General features: G+C 69.4%; 18 protein-coding genes. 11 read left to right on the plus strand and 7 right to left on the minus strand.

Features of this window, described 5'->3' with window-relative positions:
* The 4 genes from ACXJKH_RS02045 to folE form a co-directional block, all read right to left on the minus strand.
* A partial coding sequence (locus ACXJKH_RS02045) for an ATP-binding protein (RefSeq protein ID WP_457318105.1) occupies positions 1–3,369 on the minus strand: 3,369 nt, incomplete at its 3' end.
* A gap of 19 nt (positions 3,370–3,388) precedes the next feature.
* Positions 3,389–4,090 (minus strand): DUF4194 domain-containing protein, encoded by a 702-nt coding sequence (locus ACXJKH_RS02050; protein ID WP_457318106.1) that lies wholly within the window; start codon positions 4,088–4,090, stop codon positions 3,389–3,391.
* Positions 4,077–5,546 carry a DUF3375 domain-containing protein gene (locus ACXJKH_RS02055; protein ID WP_457318107.1) on the minus strand — a complete coding sequence of 490 codons (1,470 nt, stop codon included), beginning with the start codon at positions 5,544–5,546 and terminating at the stop codon, positions 4,077–4,079. Before ACXJKH_RS02055 ends, ACXJKH_RS02050 begins: the two co-directional genes overlap by 14 nt.
* A gap of 94 nt (positions 5,547–5,640) precedes the next feature.
* Positions 5,641–6,243: a GTP cyclohydrolase I FolE gene (folE, locus tag ACXJKH_RS02060; RefSeq protein WP_256776130.1), complete on the minus strand. Its 603-nt coding sequence runs from the start codon at positions 6,241–6,243 to the stop codon at positions 5,641–5,643.
* 158 nt (positions 6,244–6,401) lie between these two features.
* Here folE and ACXJKH_RS02065 point away from each other — a divergent pair, with 158 nt between their 5' ends.
* From ACXJKH_RS02065 to ACXJKH_RS02090, 6 genes are all read left to right on the plus strand, one after another.
* Positions 6,402–6,857, plus strand: a complete 456-nt coding sequence (locus ACXJKH_RS02065; protein ID WP_457318108.1) for a MarR family winged helix-turn-helix transcriptional regulator — start codon at positions 6,402–6,404, stop codon at positions 6,855–6,857.
* Between the two features lie 84 nt (positions 6,858–6,941).
* Positions 6,942–7,151: a DUF1656 domain-containing protein gene (locus ACXJKH_RS02070; protein ID WP_019183984.1), complete on the plus strand. Its 210-nt coding sequence runs from the start codon at positions 6,942–6,944 to the stop codon at positions 7,149–7,151.
* Positions 7,148–8,056 (plus strand): efflux RND transporter periplasmic adaptor subunit, encoded by a 909-nt coding sequence (locus tag ACXJKH_RS02075; protein ID WP_256776128.1) that lies wholly within the window; start codon positions 7,148–7,150, stop codon positions 8,054–8,056. The genes ACXJKH_RS02070 and ACXJKH_RS02075 overlap by 4 nt, the downstream gene beginning before the upstream one ends.
* On the plus strand, positions 8,053–9,510 hold the full coding sequence (locus ACXJKH_RS02080; protein ID WP_457318109.1) for an efflux transporter outer membrane subunit: 1,458 nt from the start codon (positions 8,053–8,055) through the stop codon (positions 9,508–9,510). Before ACXJKH_RS02075 ends, ACXJKH_RS02080 begins: the two co-directional genes overlap by 4 nt.
* Positions 9,511–9,515: 5 nt before the next feature.
* Positions 9,516–11,573 (plus strand): FUSC family protein, encoded by a 2,058-nt coding sequence (locus tag ACXJKH_RS02085; RefSeq protein ID WP_457318110.1) that lies wholly within the window; start codon positions 9,516–9,518, stop codon positions 11,571–11,573.
* An 84-nt stretch (positions 11,574–11,657) separates the two neighbouring features.
* A complete protein-coding gene (locus ACXJKH_RS02090) occupies positions 11,658–12,053 on the plus strand; it encodes a hypothetical protein (RefSeq protein ID WP_457318111.1) in 396 nt (131 codons plus the stop codon).
* 13 nt (positions 12,054–12,066) lie between these two features.
* Here the strand turns inward: ACXJKH_RS02090 and recD are convergent, their stop codons facing one another.
* From recD to recC, 3 genes are read right to left on the minus strand one after another with little or no spacing between them, the layout of a single operon-like run.
* On the minus strand, positions 12,067–13,980 hold the full coding sequence (gene recD, locus ACXJKH_RS02095; protein ID WP_457318112.1) for an exodeoxyribonuclease V subunit alpha: 1,914 nt from the start codon (positions 13,978–13,980) through the stop codon (positions 12,067–12,069).
* Entirely contained in the window at positions 13,977–17,630 is a 3,654-nt protein-coding gene (gene recB, locus ACXJKH_RS02100) for an exodeoxyribonuclease V subunit beta (protein WP_457318113.1), read from the minus strand. The genes recD and recB overlap by 4 nt, the downstream gene beginning before the upstream one ends.
* Positions 17,627–20,974 (minus strand): exodeoxyribonuclease V subunit gamma, encoded by a 3,348-nt coding sequence (gene recC / locus ACXJKH_RS02105; RefSeq protein WP_457318114.1) that lies wholly within the window; start codon positions 20,972–20,974, stop codon positions 17,627–17,629. Before recC ends, recB begins: the two co-directional genes overlap by 4 nt.
* Before the next feature lie 212 nt (positions 20,975–21,186).
* Here recC and ACXJKH_RS02110 point away from each other — a divergent pair, with 212 nt between their 5' ends.
* The 5 genes from ACXJKH_RS02110 (at position 21,187) to ACXJKH_RS02130 (ending at position 24,283) form a co-directional block, all read left to right on the plus strand.
* On the plus strand, positions 21,187–21,975 hold the full coding sequence (locus ACXJKH_RS02110; RefSeq protein ID WP_457318115.1) for an ABC transporter ATP-binding protein: 789 nt from the start codon (positions 21,187–21,189) through the stop codon (positions 21,973–21,975).
* On the plus strand, positions 21,975–22,724 hold the full coding sequence (locus tag ACXJKH_RS02115) for an MlaE family lipid ABC transporter permease subunit (RefSeq protein ID WP_256776120.1): 750 nt from the start codon (positions 21,975–21,977) through the stop codon (positions 22,722–22,724). The genes ACXJKH_RS02110 and ACXJKH_RS02115 overlap by 1 nt, the downstream gene beginning before the upstream one ends.
* A gap of 77 nt (positions 22,725–22,801) precedes the next feature.
* Entirely contained in the window at positions 22,802–23,329 is a 528-nt protein-coding gene (gene mlaD / locus ACXJKH_RS02120) for an outer membrane lipid asymmetry maintenance protein MlaD (RefSeq protein ID WP_457318116.1), read from the plus strand.
* Positions 23,326–23,982 carry an MlaC/ttg2D family ABC transporter substrate-binding protein gene (locus ACXJKH_RS02125; protein ID WP_457318117.1) on the plus strand — a complete coding sequence of 219 codons (657 nt, stop codon included), beginning with the start codon at positions 23,326–23,328 and terminating at the stop codon, positions 23,980–23,982. Before mlaD ends, ACXJKH_RS02125 begins: the two co-directional genes overlap by 4 nt.
* Complete coding sequence (locus ACXJKH_RS02130) at positions 23,972–24,283, plus strand: STAS domain-containing protein (protein WP_457318118.1); 312 nt, start codon at positions 23,972–23,974, stop codon at positions 24,281–24,283. The genes ACXJKH_RS02125 and ACXJKH_RS02130 overlap by 11 nt, the downstream gene beginning before the upstream one ends.
* Positions 24,284–24,394: the final 111 nt, after the last annotated feature.

Genomic DNA, 24,394 nt, shown 5'->3' on the forward strand with positions numbered 1-24,394 from the left:
GGCGACCGGTTCGGCGTCCTGCTGGCGGCTGCGCTCCGGCAGCTTGAGCCGCTTGGCCTCTTCGTCGTACTCGATCAGCAGCACGCCGGAGTCGTGGCGGCCGCTGATTTCGACGAAGCAGGCACCACCGATGAACGGTTCGAGCGTCATCACCGACTTCAGCGGCGTGGCCACAACCATCTGGAAGCCGAAGTTCTCGAAGATGTTCATCGCCAGGGCGGTGAACTCGTTGTCGGCCTTGTCGAACGCTTCGTCGAGCACGACGGCGGCGTAGCTGGGCAGCTGGCTTTCGGCGCCGCCGAGCTGGTAGCGCAGCGCTGCAGCCAGGCAGGTGGTGGCCAGCTTCTGCCGCTGGCCACCGGACTTGCCGGCGCCGCTGCGGTAGATCTCCACCTGCTGGCGGGTAGCGGCGTCGAGCTCGACGCCGATGAACTCCACATGCAGGCGCACGTCGAGCACGTTTTCGCGCCAACGGCGGTCCTCGCCTTCCTGTGAGCCAAGGCGTTTGACCAGCTCGCGCAGCACGGCAAACTGCGCCTCGGCCACCTCGCGCTCTTCGGTCTGATGGTGCGACAGCACGTCGCGCAACTGCTGGTGGAACTCCAGCACCTCCGGCAGGCGCCGGTCGCTGAGCTCGATGGTCAACAGGGTGCCGCGGTTGAACGGCACCTGCTCCAGCGAGGCGTTGACCTCGTCCAGGCGCTGGCCGATCGACTTGCGTGCCTCGGCGCTGTGCCGTTGCAGGGCCAGCAGGTTGTTCTTGCTCTGGTTTTGCAGCAGGTCGAAGAAGCGTTCTTCGTGCTGCGGCAGGCCATCGCGTTCCAGCCGCTGCAGGCGGGCAAGGTAGTCCTCGGCCGAGGCGACGGACGCGGTGAAATCGCCGGACTCTTCCGGCCACGCCTGCGCGAAGCGCCGGAAGCAGGCCACCAGCTGCGTCTCGACGCGGTGCACGTCCTGCTGCGAGGCGGCGAGGCTTTCGTTGATGCCCTTGCTGATCTCGCGCATGTGCGCTTCCAGCGTTTCCAGGCTGAGGCCGCCCAGGCGCTCAAGGCGCGACTGCAGCCCGGCTTCCTGGGTGGCACCGAGGGCAGGTAGTACCAGGGCGCGGCTGCGCTGGCGCTGGGCATCGAGCTTGTCGCGTTCGCGTGCGTGGTGCGCGAGCTCGACGCGGGTGTCTTCGTAGGTCCGGCGGGCCTGCGCGATATCCGCGCGCGCCTGGTCGATCTGCTGCGCCAGGCGGGCCAGGTCGGCGTTGCCTTCCTTCAGCTCGTGCAGCGACGATTCGATGTCCTGCAGGCGCTGGACGGCCGTGGCGACATCCACTTCCTCCCAGCTGAAATTGACCAGCTGGTTGCAGGCCAGGCGCCGCTCGTTGTCGCGATCGCGCTGGCTGCGCAGCCGTGCGACATCTTCGTCGCATTCGGCGATGCGTTGCGCCAGCTCCTGGGCTTCCTTGCGGAACAGCGCCAGCTTGTCGCTGTTGCTGAAGCCGAGCAGCCAGCGGCGACGATCACCGATCGCGTTGCGGTCGTCTTTCTCGAAGCGATCGCCCGGGTGCTTGACCTGGCCTTCGCGCGAGATGCCGCGTTCGACATCGCGCAGCTGCTTTGCCTCGACGCACTCGTAGTCGTAGCGCTTGCCGAGCTCGCGGCGCAGCCACGGCTCGAACACGCTGTCGCGGAATTCCAGTTTGTGCAGCAACGAACGCTTGGAGGGCTCACGGGCAATGGCATCGTCATTGCGACGCACGCGGTAGTAGGTGAGCCGCATGCCGATGTGGGTGCGGTTCACCCACGCGTTGACTTCGTTGTAGTGCTTGTCTTCCACCAGCAGCGACTGCGCGAACCCGAACAGCACGCGCTCGATCGCGCCCTGCCAGGCGCCCTCTTCCTGGCGGACCTGGATCAGCTCGCCCACGAACGGCAGTGCTGCTTCGGGAACACCGGTTTCCTCGGCCAGGCGGCTGCGCAGCTTCTGCAGCGGCGCGGGAATGCTCGACGGGTTGCGCTCCATCGCCTCCAGTTCCGCGCGGACATCGCCGAAGCGGCGCGTGTCGTCCTGTTTGCCGGACAACCGCTCGGTGATGGCATCGTCCAGCGCGGCAGCCGCCTGCTGGCGGTTGTCCAGCTCGCCCTGCGCGCGGCTGATCAGCTGCGCGAACCCGTGCGCGTCATCGGGCAATGCGTCCTGCAGTTTGGCCGCGGCCTGGCTGGCCTGATCGCGCTTTGCCTGGCGTCGGTCGCGCTCGGCCTGGGCACGCCCTTGTTCGCGTTCCAGCTCCTCGATGCGCTCGCCGCCCTGCTGGCGTCGCTGCAGTTCCAGCTCGGCCACGTGCTCTTCATGGTTGGCCAGCGTCTGGCGACGCTGGGTCTCCTCGCCGAGCAGACCGCGGTGGCGCACGTCGATTTCCTGCAGCCGCTTGTCCAGCAGCAGTTGCAGGCGTGATTCGCGGAAGCTGTCCAGCCCGAGCTTCAGGGTTTCCTCGTCCGCGCGCTGCAGGTTCATCGCCTTCAGCTCGGCGTGCAGCGCACGCGCGGGCAACAGGGTTTCGACCTGGCGCCGCGCGGTGACCACCGACTTGTGCGCGCCGTCCAGCTCGGCGAAGTCGCTGACCAGGCGTTCGGCGGCATCGAAGGTCTTTGGCGTATCGAGCATGAAGTCGCGCAGGAAGACGTTCAGGTCGCCCAGGTTCTTGGCCGACTGCGTCTTGTGCAGCAGGCGCAGCGCCATTTCATTGTCGATGCCCAGCAGGTGGCGGAAGCGCTCGGCGTAGCCGACGAAGCTGTCGAAGTGGTGGACATCGCCCAGGCGCTGCTTGAGCTTGCGCAGGTCCAGGTCGAAACCGCCGAGGTCCTTGGCGATATCGAAGGGACGCTCGGCGATCAGGTAATGCTTGCGCACGTCGGCAGCGGCCGCGCCATTGCCGGCGATCCAGAACAGGCGCACCAGGCTGACCACGCGACCGTCGCCGGCCCGGTATTCCAGCACCAGCGCGGTCCAGGTAGCGCCCTTGCGCAGGTACTGGGTGGCGATTTCGCCGGTGCCACGGTCCTGCTGGTCGGCCCACGCGCCACGCACGTAGGAGACCAGGTTGCGGTCGCGGCCACTGCGTTCGGCCTCACGCGCGGCGGCGTTGAAGTCGACGATCGAGGGCGGCACCAGCATCGCCGACATGGCGTCGAGCAGGGTCGACTTGCCCGAGCCGGAGCGGCCCACGAACAGGAACCCCCGCTCGGCGATCGGCACCTCGGTCAGGCCGTTGAACGTGCCCCAGTTGTGCACCTGCAGGCGGCGCATGCGGAACTGCTGCAGCCGCGGGTCCGGCAGCCCTTCGGTGAACAGGGCGGGGGTGTGCTTGGAGATGGCCATGCGTTGTCGGTCGGTCCGTTCAGGCTTTTGCAGCAGGGGTTTCGCGCAGCTGGCGGTACACCGACGACAGCGCGGAGACATCTTCGGCGGAGAACAGCAGCTTCAGCGCCGGCGACACTTCGTGTCGGTCGTCCTGGCCGGCCAGGCGGGTCAGGATGTGGTTCTCTTTCATCTTCTGCACGGCCGCGGCGACACGGCGATTGAAGCCCGCGCGGTCGGTGGAGAGGTTTTTCTCGTAGATGGCCAGTGCTTCGGCCATCTCGGTGTCGGCCACCACGGCGCGGTTGCCGCGTGCATCGGCCTCGGCCAGTTGCTGGCGCAGGTACAGCAGCAGCACCGAGTCGATGAAGGTCAGCGGCGAGGTGCGCAGCAGCACCGGCGCGTCGATGTCTTCGGTATCGGCCTGGCGGGTGAAGGCCACGCCGCTGTCGCGGTCGAGCACCAGCTCCAGGAACAGGTCCGCCAGCGCCGAGCGGATGGCCGCTTCGCTGCGGATCAATGCCGGCCACAGCTTGGCGTGGCGCAGCTGGTCGATGCTGGGGCCGATCAACAGCTGGCACAGCGCGCGGCGCCCATCCAGCGGCAGGCGCCCGGTATCGCCCATGTAGAACACGTCGTTGTTGCGACGCGGCGGCGGCGTGATCACGACCGGCTCTGCGTCCTGGTCGTCTGCCGGCCCGTCGATCGGGGCGGCATCGTGGGAATCTTCATGCCAGTTCATGGCGTTTCTCCTGGGTGAACCAAACCAGCGGGATGCGGGCGCGTCGCCACTGCCCATCGCCGCCACGCCAATGGGCGGTTTCCTGTTCGCCGTCGACCACCACGCCGTGGCGGGTGCCCAGCGACAGGTAGCCGATCACGCTGCCCAGTCCCTGCGGCGCTTCGCGCTGCGACAGGGCCTGGGCGATGCTCAATTTCGGTTGCACGCCGAGCAGTTCGTGCAGGTCCCGGCGCAGGGTGCGGAAGTCGATTTCCGAGGACGCGACCAGGTCGCCGACGCTTTCCAGGCTGATGCTGGCCGCATCGTTGCGCTGCACGCTGCCATCCACCTGTGCGCTGCGCGGATCGTGCAGCTTCCATTGCGACCACGAGCGCAGGCGGCTGGTGGTGAGCTGGAGGTCGCGGCCGATCGGGCGCTGGGCGGAAAAATCATCGCGCAGTGCCAGCGCTTCGGACTGGGCCTGTTTGAGCAGCTGGTTGAGCCGGCGCTGTTCCAGGTAGCCACGGCTCTGCACGAACCCGCGCAGGCTGCGCGCGAAGTGCTGCAGCACGTCGTGGACCTGGCCACCGCGGTCGAGCATGGTGCCGGTGAAGCCGCGCAGGAAGGCGCGCTCGTCGCGGTCGAGCTTGCGGGCGAAGCCGCGTGCCAGCACCGCTTCCAGCGCGGCGTCGAGCTGGGCGCTCTGCTCGGCATCGTTGAGCAGCCGCCAGAAGGCCTGGAAGCTGCGCCCGGCGTCGCTGTCACCGATCACGTCCACGCCCTCAAACAACCGGGAGAGCACCTCGCCGCGTTCGCTTTCATCGTCGATGATGCGTTCGCGGAACTCGCGGTTGAGGCGCTCGAAATCGTCGCGGACACGGCGGAAGTCTTCGGTGAGGTCATCGGCCAGGCCGATGATCTGCCGCGCGCGTTCCAGCGCGCGCTTGCCATCCAGCGCCACCACGCGGCCCTGGCCGACCCGCGCGATCTCCGCGTCGATGCGGTCGCGTTCGTCGCGCAGCGCCGACAGGCGCGCATCCGGGTTGGACTCGGTCTGCGCGGCCAGTTGCGAGAGCTGTTCGATCACCAGCGCCAGCCGGCTTTCGGTGGCCGCCACGCGGGTCTGCTCCAGGCTGTCGGCGAAGCGGATCGCCTGCAGGGCCTGGGTGGACAGCTCGTACTGCTCCTGGTCGGCCCCCTCGGGCAGGCGCCGCTCCAGCCAGCCCTGCGCCAGCCAGTGGGCGATGTAGGCCTGGGCGGTACGCGGCAACTCACGCGAGAGTTCCTCGCCGTTGAGCTGGTCCAGCGCGCGCTGCAGGCGTTCATGCAGGGCCGCGGCCGGCAGCGTCCGCTCGCCATCCATCAACAGGCCCTGCAGCAGGCCGATGATTTCCGGGGCGTTGGCGGCCGCCAGCAGCTTCCACTGGGGTTGCTCGCGCAGGGTGCGGTAACGGGTGATGCGTTCGTGGTGCTTCATGCAGCCAGGACATCCGGAAAAACACCGCGCGGCCGGACGCCGCGCAGCGGGAAGGGGAAAGGCCCGGCGGAGCGCTGCCGGGCGCGCGGCAGGTTCAGCGCTTGCCGCCCACTTCGATGAAGCGCAGGAACTCGGCGCGGGTGCGCGCATCCTCGCGGAAGCTGCCCAGCATCTTGGAGGTGACCATGCTGACGCCACGCTTGTGGATGCCGCGGGTGGTCATGCACTCGTGCGCACCTTCCACCACCACGCCCACGCCGACCGGCTGCAGCACGTCCTGGATGCACTGAGCGATCTGCGCGGTCATCTTTTCCTGCACCTGGAAGCGGCGTGCATACGCCTCGACCACGCGGGCCAGCTTGCTGATGCCCACGACCTTGCCGGCCGGCAGGTAGCCGACGTGCACGCGGCCGATGATCGGCGCCATGTGGTGTTCGCAGTGGCTTTCGTACTCGATGTCGCGCAGCACGATCAGTTCGTCGTAGCCGGCCACTTCCTCGAAGGTGCGCTCCATGTAGGCGCGCGGATCGTCGCGGTAGCCGCTGAACCAGTCGCCGTAGGCCTCGGCCACGCGCCGCGGGGTATCCAGCAGGCCTTCGCGGGTGGGGTCTTCACCGGCCCAGCGCAGCAGGGTGCGCACGGCCGATTCGGCATCGGCCTGGGTGACCGGGGTGGCGTCGTTGTCTTGTTTGCTCATTACATACAGCACCCGAAGGGGGGCGAGCATCGTACCCGACAGACCCCTCGGACGTCCCCCGCCACGGTGTCCGGGCCTGCGGCGGCGGGCCGGCGTTGGGCTGCGGTTGGGCCAGGGTATTGATAGGATGGAAATTAGTAGTATCCTATCGATCTGCCATGAAACGAACCCTCGACGAACGCACCCAGCTGCAGATGCAGCTCAGCTCCGGCCTGCTTTATGCAGGGCGGCAATGGCAGCGCCTGGCCGACCAGGCCTTGGGCAGCTACGGCATTTCAGCGGCATGCACCATGCCGCTGCTGATGATCGGGCGTGCCGGCGGGGGTATCCGCCAGGTGACGCTGGYCCAGCAGCTGGGCATGGAAGGTCCGTCGCTGGTGCGGCTGCTGGACAAGCTCTCGGCCAGCGACCTGGTCCGCCGCGAATGCGATGCCAGCGACCGCCGCGCCAACCTGCTGTGGCTGACCGACAAGGGCGAAGCCCTGGTGAGCCAGCTGGAAACGGAGTTGATCGGGCTGCGCCAGGGCGTGTTCGGCGAGCTGTCGCTGGATGAACTGCGCACCGTGCTGAAGCTGTGGCAGTTGCTGGCCGATGCCGCCGAACGCGTGACGTAAGCCGTTTCCCCGTTTTACCGCCCGGTGCCGTGTCACGACGCCGGGCGCCCCCCTTTCCGCTCCCCCAGTGAACCCTTTGCCTCGATGTACGGTGAATTCAGTCTCTATGGTGTGTTCGTCCCGACCCTGCTCGGGCTGATGCTGCTGGCGTACCTGCTCAAGAGCGGGCTGCGCGTGGTCCTGCAGCGCACCGGCGCCTACCGCCACATCTGGCACCCCGCCCTGTTCAACCTGGCCGTGTACGTGATCGTGCTTGGCGGGTTGTTTTCCCTGATGCGTTGGATGCAATCGTGAACAAGATCCTCAAGCGTGCTTTCCCGGTCGTGCTGACCGTCGTGGCGGTGATCGCCGCGGTGCTGGTGCTGCGCCATCTGTGGTCGTACTACATGGACGAACCGTGGACGCGCGATGCGCACGTCAGCGCCGACGTGGTGCAGGTGGCACCGGACGTGTCCGGGCTGGTGGAGGCGGTGAAGGTGACCGACAACCAGCCGGTGGCGCGCGGCGACGTGCTGTTCGTGGTCGACCGCGCCCGCTACCAGATCGCGCTGGAACAGGCCCAGGCCGCCCTCGGCGAACGTCGCGCCACGCTGGACCAGCTGCGCCGCGAGATCGCGCGCGACCGCAGCCTGTCCGACCTGGTCGCCGCCGAGGATGCCGAGGTACGCCGCGCCAAGCTGCTCGCCGCGCAGGCCTCGATGGCCACCGCGCAGGCGGCCGTGGACCTGGCCAGGCTCAATCTGGCGCGTACCGAGGTGCGCAGCCCCAGCGCCGGGCACGTCAACGACCGCACCGTGCGTGCCGGCGATTACGTCACCGCAGGGCGGCCGGTAATGGCGGTGCTGGATACCGGTTCGTTCCGCGTTGATGGCTATTTCGAGGAAACCCGCCTGCGCGGCGTGCACGCCGGGCAGAAGGTGGATATCCGCCTGATGGGCGAGGCGCAGCCGCTGCAGGGCCATGTGCAGAGCATCGCCGCCGGCATCGAGGACCGCTACCGCAGCGAAGGCAGCAGCCTGCTGCCGAACGTGACCCCGGCCTTCGACTGGGTGCGGCTGGCCCAGCGCATCCCGGTGCGCATCCATATCGACCATGTGCCGGCCGGGGTCAACCTGATCGCCGGGCGCACCGCCACGGTCACCATCGTGCCGGACACGGTCCAGGCCACGCCGGCACGACCGGCACAGGCGGCGTTGTGAGCCGCCCTGCCCTGCACCGCATCGCGTTGGGGCTGGCGTTGACCACCCTGGCCGCGTGCAAGACCGTGGGCCCGGATTACACCGTGCCCGCAGGATCGGCCTTCCAGCGGCCGGAGGCCAATGCCGCCTTCATCGACACCGGCAACCCACAGGTAGCCGCCGGTGCCGAGCTGCCCGCGCGCTGGTGGGAGCTGTACCAGGACGACACCCTCAATGCCCTGGTACAGCAGGCACTGCGCGACAACGTGGAACTCAAGGTGGCCGATGCAAACCTGCGCCGCGCTGCCGCCGTCTACGAGCAGGCGCTGGATGCCGGTGGTTTCGAGTACGAGGCCGAGGCCGGGGTGAGCCGTGCGCAGCTGTCGGCTGAATCGTTCCTGCTGGAACACGAACTGCCGCCGATCAACCTGGCCGACGGCAAGTTCGCCGTGTCCTACCAGTTCGACCTGTTCGGCAAGCTCAAGCGCGMTTCCGAGGCCGCGCATGCCGACGAGCAGAGCGTGGCCGCCGCCCTCGACCTGGCCCGCGTGTCGCTGGTGGCGCAGGTCGCCGGCAGCTACGTGGAGATCTGCCATGCCAACCATGAGCTGCACGTGGCCGAGCATTCGCTGCAGCTGCAGCAGCGCAGCCGCGAGGTCACCCAGCGGCTGATCAACGCCGGCCGCGGCACCCCGCCCGAGCTGGCCCGCGCCAACGCCCAGGTAGCGATGCTGGAAGCGGCGCTGCCACCGCTGCGCGCCCAGCGCCAAGCCTCCGAATACCAGTTGGCGGCCCTGCTCGGTCGCACCCCGGGACAGCTGCCCGACGGCGTGGGCGACTGCAGCCAGGCGCCGACCCTGGCCCAGCCGCTACCGGTGGGCGATGGCCGCGCACTGCTGCAACGTCGCCCGGACGTGCGCCAGGCCGAACGCCGGCTGGCAGCGGCCACCGCGCGGATCGGCGTGGCCACCGCCGAGCTGTACCCGGACATCCGCCTGGGCGCCTCGGTCGGTGCGGCTGGCCTGCTGGAAGATTTCGGCCAGCCGTTGACCCAGCAGTGGTCGATCGGCCCGCTGATCTCCTGGACGCTGCCGTCCTCGGGCACGCATGCGCGCATCCACGCCACCGAGGCGGGCGCGGACGCGGCGCTGGCCGAGTTCGACCACAGCGTGCTGCAGGCGCTGCGCGAAACCCAGACCGCGCTCAGCCGCTATGCGCACGACCTGCAACGCCTGCAATCGCTGCAGACCGCCCAGCAGCAGGCCGAACTGGCCGCCAGCCAGAACCGGCGCCTGTACCAGGGCGGCCGCACCCCCTACCTGGCCAGCCTGGATGCCGACCGCACGCTGGTCTCGGCCGATGCCACCCTGGCCGCCGCGCAGGCGCAGGTATCGCGTGATCAGATCCAGCTGTTCCTGGCGCTGGGTGGCGGCTGGAACGCCGACGCCGTGGCCGCCGGCAAGGCGACGAGGTAAACGCGATGGTGCTGCTGGACCGTCAGGCGTGGCTGTTTTCGGTGAAGACCTTCCTGGCCGCGCTGGCCGCGCTGTACATCGGGTTGGCCGGCAACCTGTCGCGCCCGTACTGGGCGATGGCCACGGTCTACATCGTGACCCAGCCGATGCTCGGCCCCACCCGCGCCAAGGGCGTGTACCGCATCGTCGGCACCCTGATCGCCGGTGCGGCAACGCTGTGGATGCTGCCGCACCTGGTGGAAATGCCGCTGCTGCTGAGCGCGGCGATGTCGCTGTGGTTGTCCGGCTGCCTGTTCATCGCCCTGCTCAACCGTGGTCCGCGCGGCTACGCGTTCCTGCTGGCCGGCTACACCACCGCCTTCATCGGCTTCCCGGCGGTGACCTCGCCGGACACCATCTTCGACACGGTGGTGGCGCGCAGCGAAGAGATCATCCTGGGCACGGTGGTGGCGGTGCTGTTCGCCTCGCTGTTCTTCCCCACCTCGGTGCGGCCGATGCTGCGCTCGCGGGTCAGCAACTGGATGGGCGATGCGGCGCAGTGGTCGCGGCAGATCCTGCTGCGTGGCCAGGCGCATGGCCCGCGCAACCGGCTGGCCGCCGACCTGGTGCAGTTCGAGGCGCTGATCGAGTTCCTGCGTCGCGACGATCCCCGCCATGCCGGCGCGGCGGTGTCGATGGAGCGGCTGCGCGAACGCATGCTGTTGATGCTGCCGGTGCTGTCTTCCATCGCAGACCGCCTGGGCGCGCTGCGCGCCGGGGGCCGTGCGCTGCCGCCGGGCCTGGAGCCGCTGGTGACCGACATCGCACAGTGGCTGGAGCAGCCCGGCCGCTCCAGCGCCAGCGAATACGCCGCGCTGCGCGCCCGCATCCTGGCGCTCAAGCCGGCGGTGGACGGCGAGCTGGACCACCTGCTGCTGGTGACCCTGCTGCTGCGGCTGGAGGAGCTGGTGGACCTGTGGCAGGACTGCGGCACCCTGCAGGACGCCATCGAACAGGGCAGCGCGCCGCGCGATACCGCCCACTACCGGATCCGCGCCACGCGCAGCAGTGATGCACGGCATGTGGATTACGGCATGGCGCTGTTCTCGGCGGCCAGCGCCGGCGTGGCGTTGATGACCTACTGCGCGCTGTGGATCGGGCTGGGCTGGGAAGGCGGTGGCAACGGCGCGATGATGGCCGCGGTGGCTGCTGCGTTCTTCGCCGCGCAGGACGATCCGGCACCGAGCATGCTGTCCTTCCTGCTGTGGGCGATCGTGGCCAGCCTGGTGGCCGGGGTGTACCTGTTCGGCGTGTTCCCGGCGGTGCATGACTTCGGCAGCCTGGCGCTGGTGCTGGCGGTGGTGTTCCTGCCGCTGGGCCTGCTGCTGCACAAGCCGCAGACCGCGCTGATCGGGCTGCCGTTGACGGTCAACCTGGTGGCGCTGCTCAACGTGCAGAACACCTACAACGCCAACATCCAGAGCTTCATCAATTCCTCGGTGGCGATGTTCATCGGGATCGGGTTTGCGGTGGTGATGACCCGGCTGTTCCGCTCGGTCGGTGCCGAATGGACCGCACGCCGGCTGGTGCGGCAGGGCTGGACCACGCTGGCCGAGGCCGCCGAAGGCCGTGGCCAGCAGGATCGCCAGCAGTTCGCCGCGCGCATGCTGGACCTGCTCGGCCTGCTGGCCCCGCGCCTGGCGGCGACCCCGGAAGGCAGCGACATCGCCTCGGTGGACATGCTTACCGAAGCGCGCATCGGCCTGAACATCCTGCAGCTGCGCCGCGCCCGCCATGGCTTGCCGCCGGCCAGCATGCAGGCGATCGAATCGATCCTGGACGATGTGGGCGCGCACTATCGCGCGCAGGTGGCACGGCGGGCGCCGCTGCCGGCACCGGCCGGCCTGCAGGCCAAGCTGGAGGCCTCGCTGAAGCGAGTTCAGACCGTGGACGCGGGCAAGGCGCGCGATGAGGCGCTGATGGGCGTGCTGGGGCTGCGCTATGCGTTGTTCCCGGACGCACCGGTGGCCGATGCACCTGCCGTTACGGCCGCCGCGGCGCCTGGCCTGCCGGCGCCGCGCTGAACCGGCCCCGCACGGGCCGGCCGGTCCGCGCCGATCAGGGCTATCCTGACGCATGCATTTGCGCATGGATCAAGGTGATTCCCGATGAGTTACGACCTGATGGTGTTCGACCCCGCCGTCGCCCCGCGTGAGGCGGACGCCTTCCTGCAGTGGTACGACGCGCAGACCGAGTGGAACGAGACGCACGACTACGACGATCCGAAGGTGTCGGTGCCGGCGCTGCAGGCGTTCTTCGCCGCGCTCGCCGAGCACTTCCCGCCGATGGACGGCCCCCTGGCCGATGACGAGGATGACCGCCCGGAAGTGACCGACTACAGCGTCGGCCAGCACGTCATCTACGCGTCCTTCGATGATGAAGTGGCCGAGAACGCGCATGGCCTGGTGCAGGTGCTGGCCAACACCCACCAGCTGGGCTTCTTCGATGTCAGCGGTGACGGCGCCATCGTGTTCCCCGATGGCACCGTGGTAATTCCGGAATAAGCCGGGAGCGGGGCTAGAACAACTGCCCCTGCGCCGGTGCGGCGACCGCTGTGTCGCCCACCGGCGGTTCTGATGCGTCTGGCGCGTCTGGCGGGCCATGCAGGCGCGCGGCCAGCCCGGAGATGCGGCTGGCATGCCGCTTGAGCGCGGCCTGGATGACCTCCGCGCTGCCCAGCACATGCAGCGACTGCCGCGCGCGGGTCATGCCGGTGTAGACCAGCTCACGTGACAGCACCCGGTTGTCGCGACGCGGCAACTGCAGCCAGACCTCGTCGAACTCCGAGCCCTGCGCCTTGTGCACGGTCATGGCGAACGCACTTTCATGCGCCGGCAATGCGCCCGGATGGAAGCCGCGTGGCTGGTCGGGCGTGTCGCCGGGGAACCAGGCGGTCACTGCGCCCTGTCGATCCCGCAGGCAGATGCCGATGTCGCCGTTGAACAGGCGATGGCGATAGCTGTTTTCAGTGATCAACAGCAGACGTCCATGGAAATAACCCGGCGCCATGCCCGGACGCGGTACCCCGGCCAACAGGGCTTCGATGCGGGCGTTGAGTCCACGTGCGCCCTGCGCGCCTTCGCGTACGGCCGTGAGCAGGCGGATACGACCGGCGTTGGCCAGTGCCTGCGCCGGATCGGCGGCCTCGCCCAACCCGCGCCAGTGCGCCAGCAGGTGATCGCGGTGCTGCAGCGGATCGGTCTGGTCTTCATGGAAGTGCACGCCAGCCAGCCGGTCACTGCGTAGCAGCGCCAGCGCGGCGTCACTGTCGCCGTCGCGCACGGCATGCGCCAGCGGCACCAGGTCCAGTGCATCGGTCTGCCGATAGCCGCGTTGCAGCTGCACGCGTCGGCCCCCGAAGCGCCTGCCGGCGGCCAGCGGCTGCAGGGTGGCCGGTGACAACAGCGCGCGCAATGCGTCGGCATCGTCGGCGCGGGTGCCCAGGCCATCGCCGCTGGCGCGCAGGATCGCGCTGAGGACGTCGCCGGCTTCCACCGACGGCAGCTGGTCCGGATCGCCGAGCAGCACCAGCCGGGTACCGGAGGCGACCGCCTCGACCAGCTTGGTCATCAGCGGCAGGTCGATCATCGACGCCTCATCCACCACCACCACATCGAACGGCAGCGGGTTGTCGCCGTGGTGACGGAAGCGCGGTGAATCAGGAATGGTCCCAAGCAGGCGATGCAGGGTAGTGCCGGTGGTGGGCATGGCATCGCACAGTGCCGGGGCGATACCGACCAGGCGCAGTCGCTGCACGGCCACGCGCAGGCTTTCGGCCATGCGTTCGGCGGCGCGACCGGTGGGCGCGGCCAGCGCCACCCGCGGCAGCGGCTGGTCGGCCTGCGCCGCCTGCGCGGCGAGCAGCACCAGCAGGCGCGCGATGGTGGTGGTCTTGCCGGTACCGGGCCCGCCGGTGACCAGCACCAGCGGATGGCGCAGCGCCACGCCGGCGGCACGGGCCTGGTGGTCGGTACCGTCGTGCGCCTGCGGGAACAACTGCCCGAACAACACCGCCAGCGCGCCGGGATCGGGCTGGGCCAGCGGATGGGTCGCGATGCGTTGCAGGCCGGCGGCCAGGCGACGTTCGTACTCACGGTAGCGGCGCAGGTAGAGCAGCCCGTTTTCCAGCACCAGCGGCCGGTCGGCGGTGGCCTCGGCAGCGTCCGAGGCCGGCACGTCCACCCACGGCGAAGCGCGCAGCTGCGCAAGCCAGGCTTCGGCGTCGGGCCAGTCGACGTCGGTGTCGACCAGGCGCTGCGGGTGCCGCGGATCCAGCCCGGCATGCCCCTGCGACACCGCCAGCGAGGCCAGCGCCGCGGCCGCCAGCACCGCATCGGGGGTGTCCGGCTGCAACCGGCGCAGGCTCTGCGCCAGCGCGTGGTCGAGGGTGCGCAGCGCGTTGCCGCGTTGCAGGGCGGTGAGCAGGCTCATGCCTCACCCCGTGCGCGTGCGGCCATGCGGGCCTGGGCCTGTTCGCCACCGGCGAACAGCGCATCCATCGCATCGACCAGCGCCGGGTCGAAGCGGTGTGCGTACACGCCGGGGCTGTCCGCGCGCGCGGCATCCAGGCCACGGCAGAACAGGTAGCGGATGCCGCCCATGTCGCGGGCGTAGTCGTACTGCGCGCCCAGCCGGAAGCGCAGCCAGCGGTGCAGCGCCACGGTGTAGATCAGCGCCTGCAGGTCGTACTCGCTGTGTTGCATCGCGCTCTGCAACCGCGCGGCGTCGTAGCCGGGCAGGCGGTTGGATTTGTAATCGAGCACGTACCAGCGCGCATCGCGTACGTAGGTGAGATCGATCTTGCCGGTCATCAGCCCCTCCAGCCGCCGTCGCACGCCGAAGCCGCGACGCTCGCGAACCAGGCCGTGCGCGTGCAGCAGCTCTAGCAGTGCCGGCACCGCCGTGGGCTGCATGGCGAAGTGGAACTCGATTTCGGCGCGGCGCGCATCGGCCGGCAGATCGTGCAATGCGCCCCCTTCGGGCAGCGGTACGGTCAGGGTCTGGCCGACCAGTGCGGTCAGCACCGCCACACCATCGTCGAGGTCTTCATCGGCATAGCCTTCTTCACCCAGACAGGCGCGCAGCACCTGCGCTTCATCGTCCGGCGCGGGCTGTCCCGGCTGCCAGTGCGCCCAGCGCGCGAAGTCGGTGTTTTCCAGCGCATCGTGCAGCACGTTGCCGAAGCGGCTGCCCATGAAGCGCGGGTCGATGACCTCCTCGCTGGGCAACGCCGGTTGCTCGGCGTCCAGGGTGAGGTCCACGCCGACCGGTTCATCAGCGGCCGGTGCGGGAATTTCAGTGGCGGCCGCGTCGGTGTCGTGGCCGGCATCGGCGTGGGCAAGCTGGGTGAAGCTGTACACCCACCAGTCGTGCGGGATGCGCCGGGTCAGCGCGCGCACCGGCGGTAGTTCGCCGTCGCGTTCGAACGCCAGCTGCGGCGGGCGCGGTTCGAGCGGCCCGTCGACCACGGCGATGTCCGGATGCGCACGTAGTGCAGCCATGTCCGAGAGCATCGGCGCCAAACGGGTCTTGGCCAGCCCCGCCAGATCGCCAGCGGCGATCCACAACGCGTGTTCGGCGCGGGTCAGCCCGACGTACAGCAGGCGCGCATCTTCGGCCTCCTGCTCCTGCGCGCTGCGCGTGCTGGCCGCGCTCCACGCCTCGTCCTTGTCCAGTTTCCAGTGCAGCTCGCGGCGGCCGTTGGCATACACCGTGCAGTTCGTATCGGTATTGGGTGCGCTGCCCCCGATGCCGACGAACGGCAGGAACACCAGCGGATACTCCAGCCCCTTGCTCTTGTGCAGGGTGATGATCTGCACCCGGCGCGCGTCCGATTCCAGCCGCAACAGCTGCTGTTCGTCGTTCTGGTCGGCGTGGGCCATCTGTACCTGCAGCCAATCCAGCAGGCCATGCATGCCCAGCGTCTGCGCGGCGGCCTGCTGCAACAGTTCGCCCAGCTGCAGGTAATTGGTCAGCCGACGCTCGCCATCGAGCAGGCCGAGCAGACGTTCGGCGTGTTCGGCGCACAGGTCGGCGATCACCGCGAACGGTCCGCCGCGCTGCCAGCGTTCGCGCCACAGCAGCAGGCGGATCTGCACGCTGCGCTGCGCGTCGCCCTCGCGCTCCATCGCATCGATCGCGGCGGCGTCTTCGCCCAGCAACACGGTGGACAATGCCGCGCGCAGGCGCCCTTCGTCTGCCGGCTGCAGCAGCGCCAGCAACAGCAGGCGCAGGTCCTGCGCCTCGGGCGTGGCGTACAGGCTCTGCTTGCCGGCGGCCACCGCCGGAATGCCGACCGCGCTGAGCGCGTGCTGGATGCGCGTGGCGTCGCGGTGCGAGCGCACCAGCACGGCGATGTCGCCGGGCTGCACCGGCTGACCACGCAGTAGCGCGCGGCCCTGGCGGGCATCGCTGAGCAGCTGGTGGATCGCGGCCACGCAGGCATCGCTGGCCTGCTGCCGCGACGGATCGGCCTTGAGAGTGCCGCCATCGCTGTTGTGCAGCACGCGCACGGTCAGGCCCGGCGCAGGAACCCCGTCGCGCAGGAAATCGGCATCCACCCGCGTGCTGCCCGCATGCACCGGCTCGAAGCCGATGTCCGCTTCGAGGAAGGCGCCGTCGCCGGCATGGGTGTACAGCGCCTCGATGGCGTGCAGCACTGCCGGGCGCGAGCGGAAATTGCGGTCCAGCGGCGGCGCGGCATCGGCCTGGCGCTTGGCCTTGAGATAGGTGTGGATGTCGCCGCCGCGGAAGCCGTAGATCGCCTGCTTGGGATCGCCGATCAGGAACAGCGCCGGCGCCAGACCGGCAGCGCGGGTTTCTGCCGAATCGCCAAACACGCGCTGGAAGATGCCCCACTGGCGGTCGTCGGTGTCCTGGAACTCATCCACCAACGCGATCGTGTACTGCGCGCGCAGCTGCTGCACCAGCACATCGCGGTGCGGGCCTTCCAGCGCATCGGCGACGCCATCGATCAGGTCGTCATAGGTCTGCACCCGGCCGATCCGCTTGAGCTCGGCCAAGCGCGCGCGGGCCTGGTCGCGCAGCGCGTGCAGGAAGGCGGTCGCCTGGCCGCGCTGCCACAGCGCCAGCGCATCGGCCGCGGCCAGGTACACGGCAAGGGCGTGCTGCAGCGGCGACTGCGGCGTCCTGCCCGCGTGGGCCTTGTTGGTGCGCGCGGTGAGTTCTTCGACGGTCAGCCGGCGCAGCCGCTCGGGGTCGGCATCCAAGGTTGCGCCCGGCGTGTCATCGGCCGCCCAGCGGTGCAGCTGCACGGCCAATGGTTCCAGCCAGGCCAGTTTGTAGCTGTTGCCGTTGAGCACTTTGTTCTCGACTGCCGCACAGACGTCGCCCAGGAAGGCTTCCCCGTGCTGGCGGTAGTCGGCGGCGAACTGGCGCGCGGCCAGCGCGTGCGCCGGACGCGGATCGTGGTCCAACCCGATGGGCACCGGCGGTAACAGCGGCAGCGGCTTGATCAGCGTGGTCAGGTCACCGGCCAGCGCCTCGGGCGTGGACCACAGCCGCGTCAACGCATCCACGGTGGCTGCATCGTTGGCATGCACGCGCCACAGGTCGGCGGCCAGTTCGTCGTGCAGCGCGCGTTCGCTGGGCAACAGGGTCGGTGGATCGAAGGTATGGCCACTCTCCAGGGCGTGTTCGCGCAGCACGCGGGTGCAGAAGCCATGGATGGTGAAGATCGAGGCCAGGTCGATTTCATCGGCGGCGGTCTGCAGCCGGCGCGCGAGCGCCGCCGGCGTTTCTTCGCCCAAGGCCAGCTGGCGCTGCAGGATCATCCGGGTCAGCAGCACCTCGGGGGTGTCCGCATCGGTCGGCGCGCGCTCGACCAGCTGCGCGGCCAGCGCCAGCCGCTCGCGGATGCGCTTGCGCAGTTCCTGGGTGGCCGCATCGGTAAAGGTCACCGCCAGGATCTGGCCGATGCGCCAGCCCTTCTCCACCACCAGCCGGGTGAACAGCGTGGCCAGGGTGAAGGTCTTGCCGGTGCCGGCACTGGCCTCGATCAGGCGCACGCCGTCCAGCGGCAGCGTCAGGTAGGGATCGTCGAGAAGGTCGTGGTCACTCATGTTGTCGCGCCCTGGTCATCGAAGCCGGGGAATACCCGGCCCTCGCGCACCGCGGTGAAGACCACGAAGCTGTTGTGCAGCAGTTGCCGGTAGCTGTCTGGCGTGGCGAAGGGATCGCGTCCGCGCAGGGCCAGCGGGTAGCCGGCGCCGCTGGATTCACCCCACGTCCGGTCGCTGCCGTACCACCTTGCCCGGCCCTCGGTTTCGCGCTTGGCCTCGGCGGCGGTGTAGATCGCCCACGCGGTGGACGGCGCGTATGGCAGCGGCGCGCGCAGCCCTTCGCTGCGCAGGTGCAGCAGGCGCCGCAGCACCTGCCGGGCCTGCTCGGGCGGCAACGGTGGCAGCACGTGCGGGCCCAGCCCGTCATMATCCGCATCGTGGAACTGCACCAGCGCCAGCGCGTCGCCGGCGGCATTGGCCAGCAGCCAGTCCAATCCCTGGCGGATCGCCGCACGCCCGTTGAGTGGGCCCGGGCGCAGCCGCACCAGGCCGTGCGGATGCACGCCGTCGATGCGGCCGTGCAGGCGCACGCCGTCGATCTCAACCTCGTACCGGCGGCTGTCGGCGTCGGTGCCGGCCTGCCATTGGGCCAGCGCCTGCGCGTAGGGGCGGGTCTGGGCCTGCAGCGCCTCGAACTGGCGCTGCCCCAGCGCACCGGAGGGCAGCAGCGCGCGGGCGCGCAGCCGCGGATAAAGCGGCGCATCGTCCCCGTCCAGGGTGGCCTCGATCACCGCCTGCCGCAGCAGCAACGTATCGCTGCCGCGCGCGGCCATGACCAGCGGTTCCACGTCATCGGCATCGCCGAGGTCCTCGGGCAGGCGCAGGCCCAGCCGCTGCGACAGGAACTGGCTGGCCGGGTCGGTGAGGAAGCGGCGCAGCGCGTCCAGGCTGAGTTCGGCCTCGCCGGGCAACGTGTCCGGGATCGGCAATGGCTGGTCGAACCACGGCGCCAGCGCGCGCCGCTGTCCGCCAAGCGAACCGGCGGCCGGGTGCCACTGCTGGCGATAACTGAAACGCCGCGGCTCATCGCCGCCGCCAAACGCGGCCGGGGCGAAGGGCTGCAGCGAGTGGCGCACGGTCAGCTCCCTCGCCGCGCTGGCCGGTGCCAGGTGGTAGTCGGCGGCGGCGTCGATCAGTTCGCTGACCAGCACCGAGGGTTCGCGCACGCTGCCATCGCGCGGGTCGGCACCGAGATAGCTCAGGTAGAACACGTCCTGCGCCGAGGCGAACAGCTGCAGGAACAGGAAGCGGTCGTCCTCGCGCAACGAACGATCGCCATGCCGGCGCCTGGCGGTGCCCAGTTCGGCGGTGAGCTGGTTGAGCCCGGCAGCCGGGTCGCGGCGCGGGAAATCGCCGTCGTTGAGCCCCAGCACACAGATCACCCGGAACGGCAGCAGGCGCATCGGCACCATGCGGCCAAAGCTGATCCCACCGGTCAGCAGCGGKGCGCGGGTGTCGGCCTCGGCCAGCACCCCGGCGAAGTGCGCACGCAGCACTTCCGGTGCCACCGTGCCGTGGAAACCGGCCTGCTCGGCATCGCGGGCGAATTCGTTGATCAGCTTGCGCAGGCGCTCCAGCGCGCGCTGGCTGTTGGCCGCCTGCGGCGGCTCGGGCAGCAGCGCGTCCAGCAGCGCCAGCAGGCGTTGGCGCCACTGTGCCGGCGGCAAGGCGTCGCCCAGCGCCTTCTGGTACCGGGCCAGCACGCGCAACAGCCCAAGCAGGCGGTCCAGCGCCTCCAGCGCGCTGCCTTCCAGCTCCGGCCACGGCGCCACGCCGGCGATATCGCCGTCGCTGCCGCTGGCATGGCCCAGCAGCAGGCGATCCAGCGCGAACTGCCAGGTGAAGGCATCATCGCGCGGGGCCTGGTGCTGGCTGCGGTGGTGGGCATCCAGCCCCCAGCGCGCGCCGGCGGCCTGCAGCCAGTCGTGCAGGCGATCGAAGTCGGCCGCATCCAGCCCGGCCGCCTCGGCCAGCGGCGCGCTGGCGAGCAGGTCCAGCACTTCGTTCAAACCGAACCGTGACACCGGCAGGCCGAGCAGGTGCACGAAGACATCGGCCAGCGGCTCGCCGGCCAAGGGGCTGGTATCGGCCAGTGCGTACGGAATGTGGTCGTCCCCCCCGCTGCGACCGCCGAACACCGCTTCCAGGTACGGCACGTAGGGGTCGATGTCCGGGGCCAGCACCGCGATCTCACGGGCCTGCAACGGCGGCTCGAAGCGCGGGTCCTGCAGCAGCCCGCGCAACTGGTCGTGCAGCACCTGCAGTTCGCGCAGTCGGGTATGGCAGGCATGCACCTGCAGGCTGGGATCGTCGCGGCGCAGGCCATCGCGGCGCTCACCGGAGGGCTGTCCACGGCGGTGGAACAGATCGCGTTGCAGCCGATGCAGCAGGCTGTCGGACAGTCCACCCGCGTCCATGTCCGCACGCGCATCGTCTTCGGGATCGTCATAGGCGGCGATCTCACCGGACGGATGCACTACCTCGTAGCTGCCCAGCACCGCCATGAAGTCGCGCCCGGCCGCGCCCCAGGCCTGCAGCAGGCGGTTCTCGCCGGCCGCGTCGCCGAACGGATCGGGCGCGCCGCTGCGCAGTTTCTCGCCCAGAGTCTGCAGGTCGCCCCAATACGCCTGGGTCGGGGTGGGCAGGTAGAAGTGCATCGTGCCGACCCGCGCCTGGGTGGCCATCACCCGCAGCACGTCGGGCGAAATGTTGAGCGTGGCGAAGGCGAACACCCGTGCCGGCAGGCCCTGTGGCAGTGCCTGCCCTGCCCCTTCGAAGCGCGACAGGTAAGCATCGATGCGACGGGCGCGGTACTGGTGGCCGCTGGCGATGTGCCGCCACAGGATCGCCTGTGGATCCTGCGCGTCGGCACCGGCTTCCCAACGCAGCAGCCAGTCGCGGCGCCAGGCCTGGTACTTCTCGAACACCGCGGCCAGCTCGCCGGCCAGCGCCCAGGGCTTGAGCGGATCGGCGGCCGACAGGTAGGCCTGCAGCGCGCGCATCGGCGCCTGCCCCAGCAGGTCCGGATCACGCAGCGCGGCATACAGCTTCCAGCGCAAAGCGGCAGCGCTGAGGTCATCGTGCTCGCCCGGGACGTTGGCGTTGAGCGCGCGCGCGACGAACTCACCGGGGGTGAGGAATTCCAGATTGGCGGCAATGCCATACTCGACCGCCAGGGTGGACTGCAGCCAGCGCCGCATCGCGACCTGCGGAATCAGCACCACCTCCGGGACCAGGATCGACTGCCCCGGCACCGGCGTACGCACCGCGGTGGCCAGCAAGGCGGCCAGGACGTCGAGTGAATTGGAGTGGTACAGGCGGAAGTCGGACGCAGCATCAGTCATCGCGCCAGTGTGCCGCAGCCGTCGCACGATCACGAGGGTGGCCGGCGACGGTCTGGCCCTACGACCTGGCTGTCGTCGCCCGGTACGGTGTGTTGCGAGCGCGGTCTCAGGCCGACCGGTAACGGTCGTGCGACAATACTGCACGGTCCAGTTCGGTTATGTTCAGCCGTTCACCACGATCTTACAACGTTGGAATTTTGTTAATGGCTTCCATGACGGCTTCCGCAGAACCTCTGGTGCAGTTGTCCAACGTGCGTATCGATCGCGGCGGTCGCAGCATCCTGCGCGACGTGTCGCTGCAGGTGCCGCGCGGCAGCATCACCGCCGTGCTGGGGCCGTCGGGCAGCGGCAAGTCGACCTTGTTGGCGGCGCTGACCGGCGAACTGCGCCCGGTGGCCGGCGAGATCACCCTGTTCGGCAAGCCCATCCCCACCGGCACCGGCGCGCTGCTGGAGATGCGCAAGAGCGTGGGCGTGCTGCTGCAGGGCAATGGCCTGCTCACCGACCTCACCGTGGCCGAAAACGTCGCCCTGCCGCTGCGCACCCATACCCGTCTGCCCGCGGCCGTACTGAACCGGCTGGTGCAGATGAAGCTGCACGCGGTGGGCCTGCTGGCCGCCGCCGATGCCTGGCCGCGCGAGCTGTCCGGCGGCATGGCCCGGCGCGTGGCGCTGGCCCGTGCGCTGGCGCTGGACCCGCCGCTGATGATCTACGACGAGCCGCTGACCGGGCTGGACCCGATCGCCTCGGGGGTGATCATGAGCCTGATCCAGCGTCTCAACCACAGCCTGGGGCTGACCAGCATCATCGTCAGCCACCATGTGCATGAGACCCTGCCGATCTGCGACCAGGTGATCGCCATTGCCAATGGTGGCGTGGTGTTCCAGGGCAGCCCGGCCGCGCTGGAGTCCAGCCAGGACCCGCTGTTGCGGCAGTTCCTGCATGGCCAGCCCGATGGTCCGATTCCGTTCGATGCCGCGCCGCGCGCGAGGGTTGCCTGATGCCGTTCGTTGACGCCACCCGCTCGCTGGGCCGCGCCGGCCTGTTCTCGCTGACGGTGCTGCGCGGCTCGCTGCCGACCGCCGACTTCCTGGCCGAACTGACCCGCGAGATCTACAAGGTCGGCGCGCGCTCGCTGCCGATCATCGCCGTCGGCGGTGCTTTCGTCGGGCTGGTGCTGACCCTGCAGGGCTACCGCACGCTGACCACCTTCGGCGCCGCCGACGCGCTGTCCACACTGCTCGGCCTGTCGCTGTACCGCGAACTGGCGCCGGTGCTGACCGCGCTGCTGTTCATCGGCCGCGCCGGCAGCTCGATCGCCGCCGAACTGGGCCTGATGCGCGCCACCGACCAGATCAAGGCGCTGGAACTGATGGCCATCGATCCGGTCGCCAAGGTGGTGGCGCCGCGCTTCTGGGCAGCGGTGCTGACCGTGCCGCTGCTGACCGGCATCTTCTGCTCGATGGCGATCAGCGCCAGCTACTTCGAGGCCGTGCACGTGCTGGGCCTGGACAATGGCGTGTTCTGGTCGGCGCTGAGCAACAGCGTGGACTTCTGGGACGATTTCGGCGTGGCGATGCTGAAGTCGGCCATCTTCGGCGGTACCGCGGCACTGGTGGCGTCGTACGTCGGCTTCCACGCCGAGCCGACCATCGAAGGCACCTCGGTGGCCACTACCCGCGCGGTGGTGAACGCCTCGCTGCTGGTGCTGATGTTCAACTTCGTGCTGTCGGCCATGATGTTCCGGTAATTCCCGGAACGGCATGCAACGCAACCCCGCCCCGGCACCCGTCGGGGAACCTGACAAAAGAACAGTGAGATAACCCCATGGCCATCCGCGGTCCCAGACTCGAATTTTCCGTCGGCGCTTTCCTGCTGCTGGCGCTGGCCTCGCTGCTGGTRCTGGCCATGGCCTCCACCAACCAACGGTGGGGCCTGGGTGGCGACGGCTACGAACTCAAGGCGCGCTTCACCCAGATCGGGCAGCTGCGCAAACAGGCGCCGGTGAAGATCGGCGGCGTGGTGGTGGGCCAGGTCGCCGGCATCGAGCTGGACCCGACCAAGTTCGATTCCATCGTCACCCTGAAGCTGGACGGCAAGTTCAAAGACCTGCCGGCCGACACCTCGGCGGGCATATTCACCAGCGGTTTGCTCGGCGAGAGCTATATCGGACTGCAGCCGGGCGGTGATCCGGACGTGCTCAAGTCCGGCGACGAGATCGTGTTCACCCAGCCGGCGGTGGATCTGCTGCAGTTGGTCGGCAAATACATGTTCAGTGGCCCGGCCAATACCGGCGGCGCCGCTCCCCAGGATGCTCCCGGTGCGGAAGCGCCGGCTACGGAAGCGCACAAATGAAAACCAAACTGATCCCGGTCCTGCTCGCCTCGGCCCTGCTGGCCGGTGCTCCCTCGCTCAGCTTCGCCCAGGCCGCACCGGCCGCTGCCAGCGCCCAGCAGGGCCAGGCCAGCACCGTCGTGCTCGATGCCAGTACGCGCATCCTGTCCACCCTGCAGCAGCGCCGCACCGAGTTCCGCAGCAACCCGACCGCGCTGCGCGGCTTCATCAACGGTGAGCTGACCAAGACCTTCGACCGCGACTACGCCGCCCGCCTGGTGCTGGGCGTGCACGGCCGTGGCGCCTCCGACGCCGATGTGAAGCTGTTCGCCGATGCCATGGCCGACAACCTGATGCAGCGCTACGGCTCGGCACTGCTGGATATCCAGGGCAAGCCCAGCTTCCGCCTGAAGTCCGAATCGCCGCTGCCGGGCAACCGCGGCGTCAAGGTGTCCACCGAACTGGTGCGCGCCGGCAGCGAAGCGACTCCGGTCGACTATCTGATGCGCAACGTCGGCGGCCAGTGGAAGATCTTCGATGTGATGATCGAAGGCATCTCCTACGTGCAGACCTTCAAGACCCAGTTCGACGCCCCGCTGCGCCAGAAGTCGATCCAGCAGGTGGCCACCGAGCTGCGCAACGGCAGCATGCAGGCCGCCCCGAGTGGCAAGTAACCCGGCCAGCGTCAGCGTGCAGGGCACGTCGCTGGTGTTCAGCGGCGTGCTCGATCGTGCCGCGGTGACGGCCTTGTGGCCGTCGCTGCAGGCCACCGCCGATGCGCAGGTGCTGGACCTGACTGCGGTGCCGCGGTTGGACAGCGCCGGCCTGGCGCTGCTGGCCGAACTGGCCGCGCGCCTGCGCAGCATGGGCATCCAACCGCGTTTCAACGGCGCTCCCGCCGGCTTCACCGAACTCAGCGCAGCCTACCGGTTGGCGCCGTCCCTGGATTTCAATGCCCCCTCTGCCGCGAGCTGACATGAACGTCATACGCAACCTCCCCTTCGTCGTGCTCGCCCTGGCGTTGACCGCCTGTGCCSGCAAGCCCGCCCGCGAGGCCGCACCGGCCAGCGTGGCCGTGGACGCTTC

It is taken from the genome of Stenotrophomonas sp. P5_B8, assembly GCF_054049855.1.

Bases quoted from the DNA above. Each gene is read 5' to 3' on its own strand.
- ACXJKH_RS02050 (WP_457318106.1), bottom strand. From the start codon at position 4,090: ATGAACTGGCATGAAGATTCCCACGATGCCGCCCCGATCGACGGGCCG.
- ACXJKH_RS02055 (WP_457318107.1), bottom strand. From the start codon at position 5,546: ATGAAGCACCACGAACGCATCACCCGTTACCGCACCCTGCGCGAGCAA.
- folE (WP_256776130.1), bottom strand. From the start codon at position 6,243: ATGAGCAAACAAGACAACGACGCCACCCCGGTCACCCAGGCCGATGCC.
- ACXJKH_RS02070 (WP_019183984.1), top strand. From the start codon at position 6,942: ATGTACGGTGAATTCAGTCTCTATGGTGTGTTCGTCCCGACCCTGCTC.
- ACXJKH_RS02085 (WP_457318110.1), top strand. From the start codon at position 9,516: ATGGTGCTGCTGGACCGTCAGGCGTGGCTGTTTTCGGTGAAGACCTTC.
- ACXJKH_RS02090 (WP_457318111.1), top strand. From the start codon at position 11,658: ATGAGTTACGACCTGATGGTGTTCGACCCCGCCGTCGCCCCGCGTGAG.
- recD (WP_457318112.1), bottom strand. From the start codon at position 13,980: ATGAGCCTGCTCACCGCCCTGCAACGCGGCAACGCGCTGCGCACCCTC.
- recB (WP_457318113.1), bottom strand. From the start codon at position 17,630: ATGAGTGACCACGACCTTCTCGACGATCCCTACCTGACGCTGCCGCTG.
- ACXJKH_RS02110 (WP_457318115.1), top strand. From the start codon at position 21,187: ATGACGGCTTCCGCAGAACCTCTGGTGCAGTTGTCCAACGTGCGTATC.
- ACXJKH_RS02115 (WP_256776120.1), top strand. From the start codon at position 21,975: ATGCCGTTCGTTGACGCCACCCGCTCGCTGGGCCGCGCCGGCCTGTTC.
- ACXJKH_RS02125 (WP_457318117.1), top strand. From the start codon at position 23,326: ATGAAAACCAAACTGATCCCGGTCCTGCTCGCCTCGGCCCTGCTGGCC.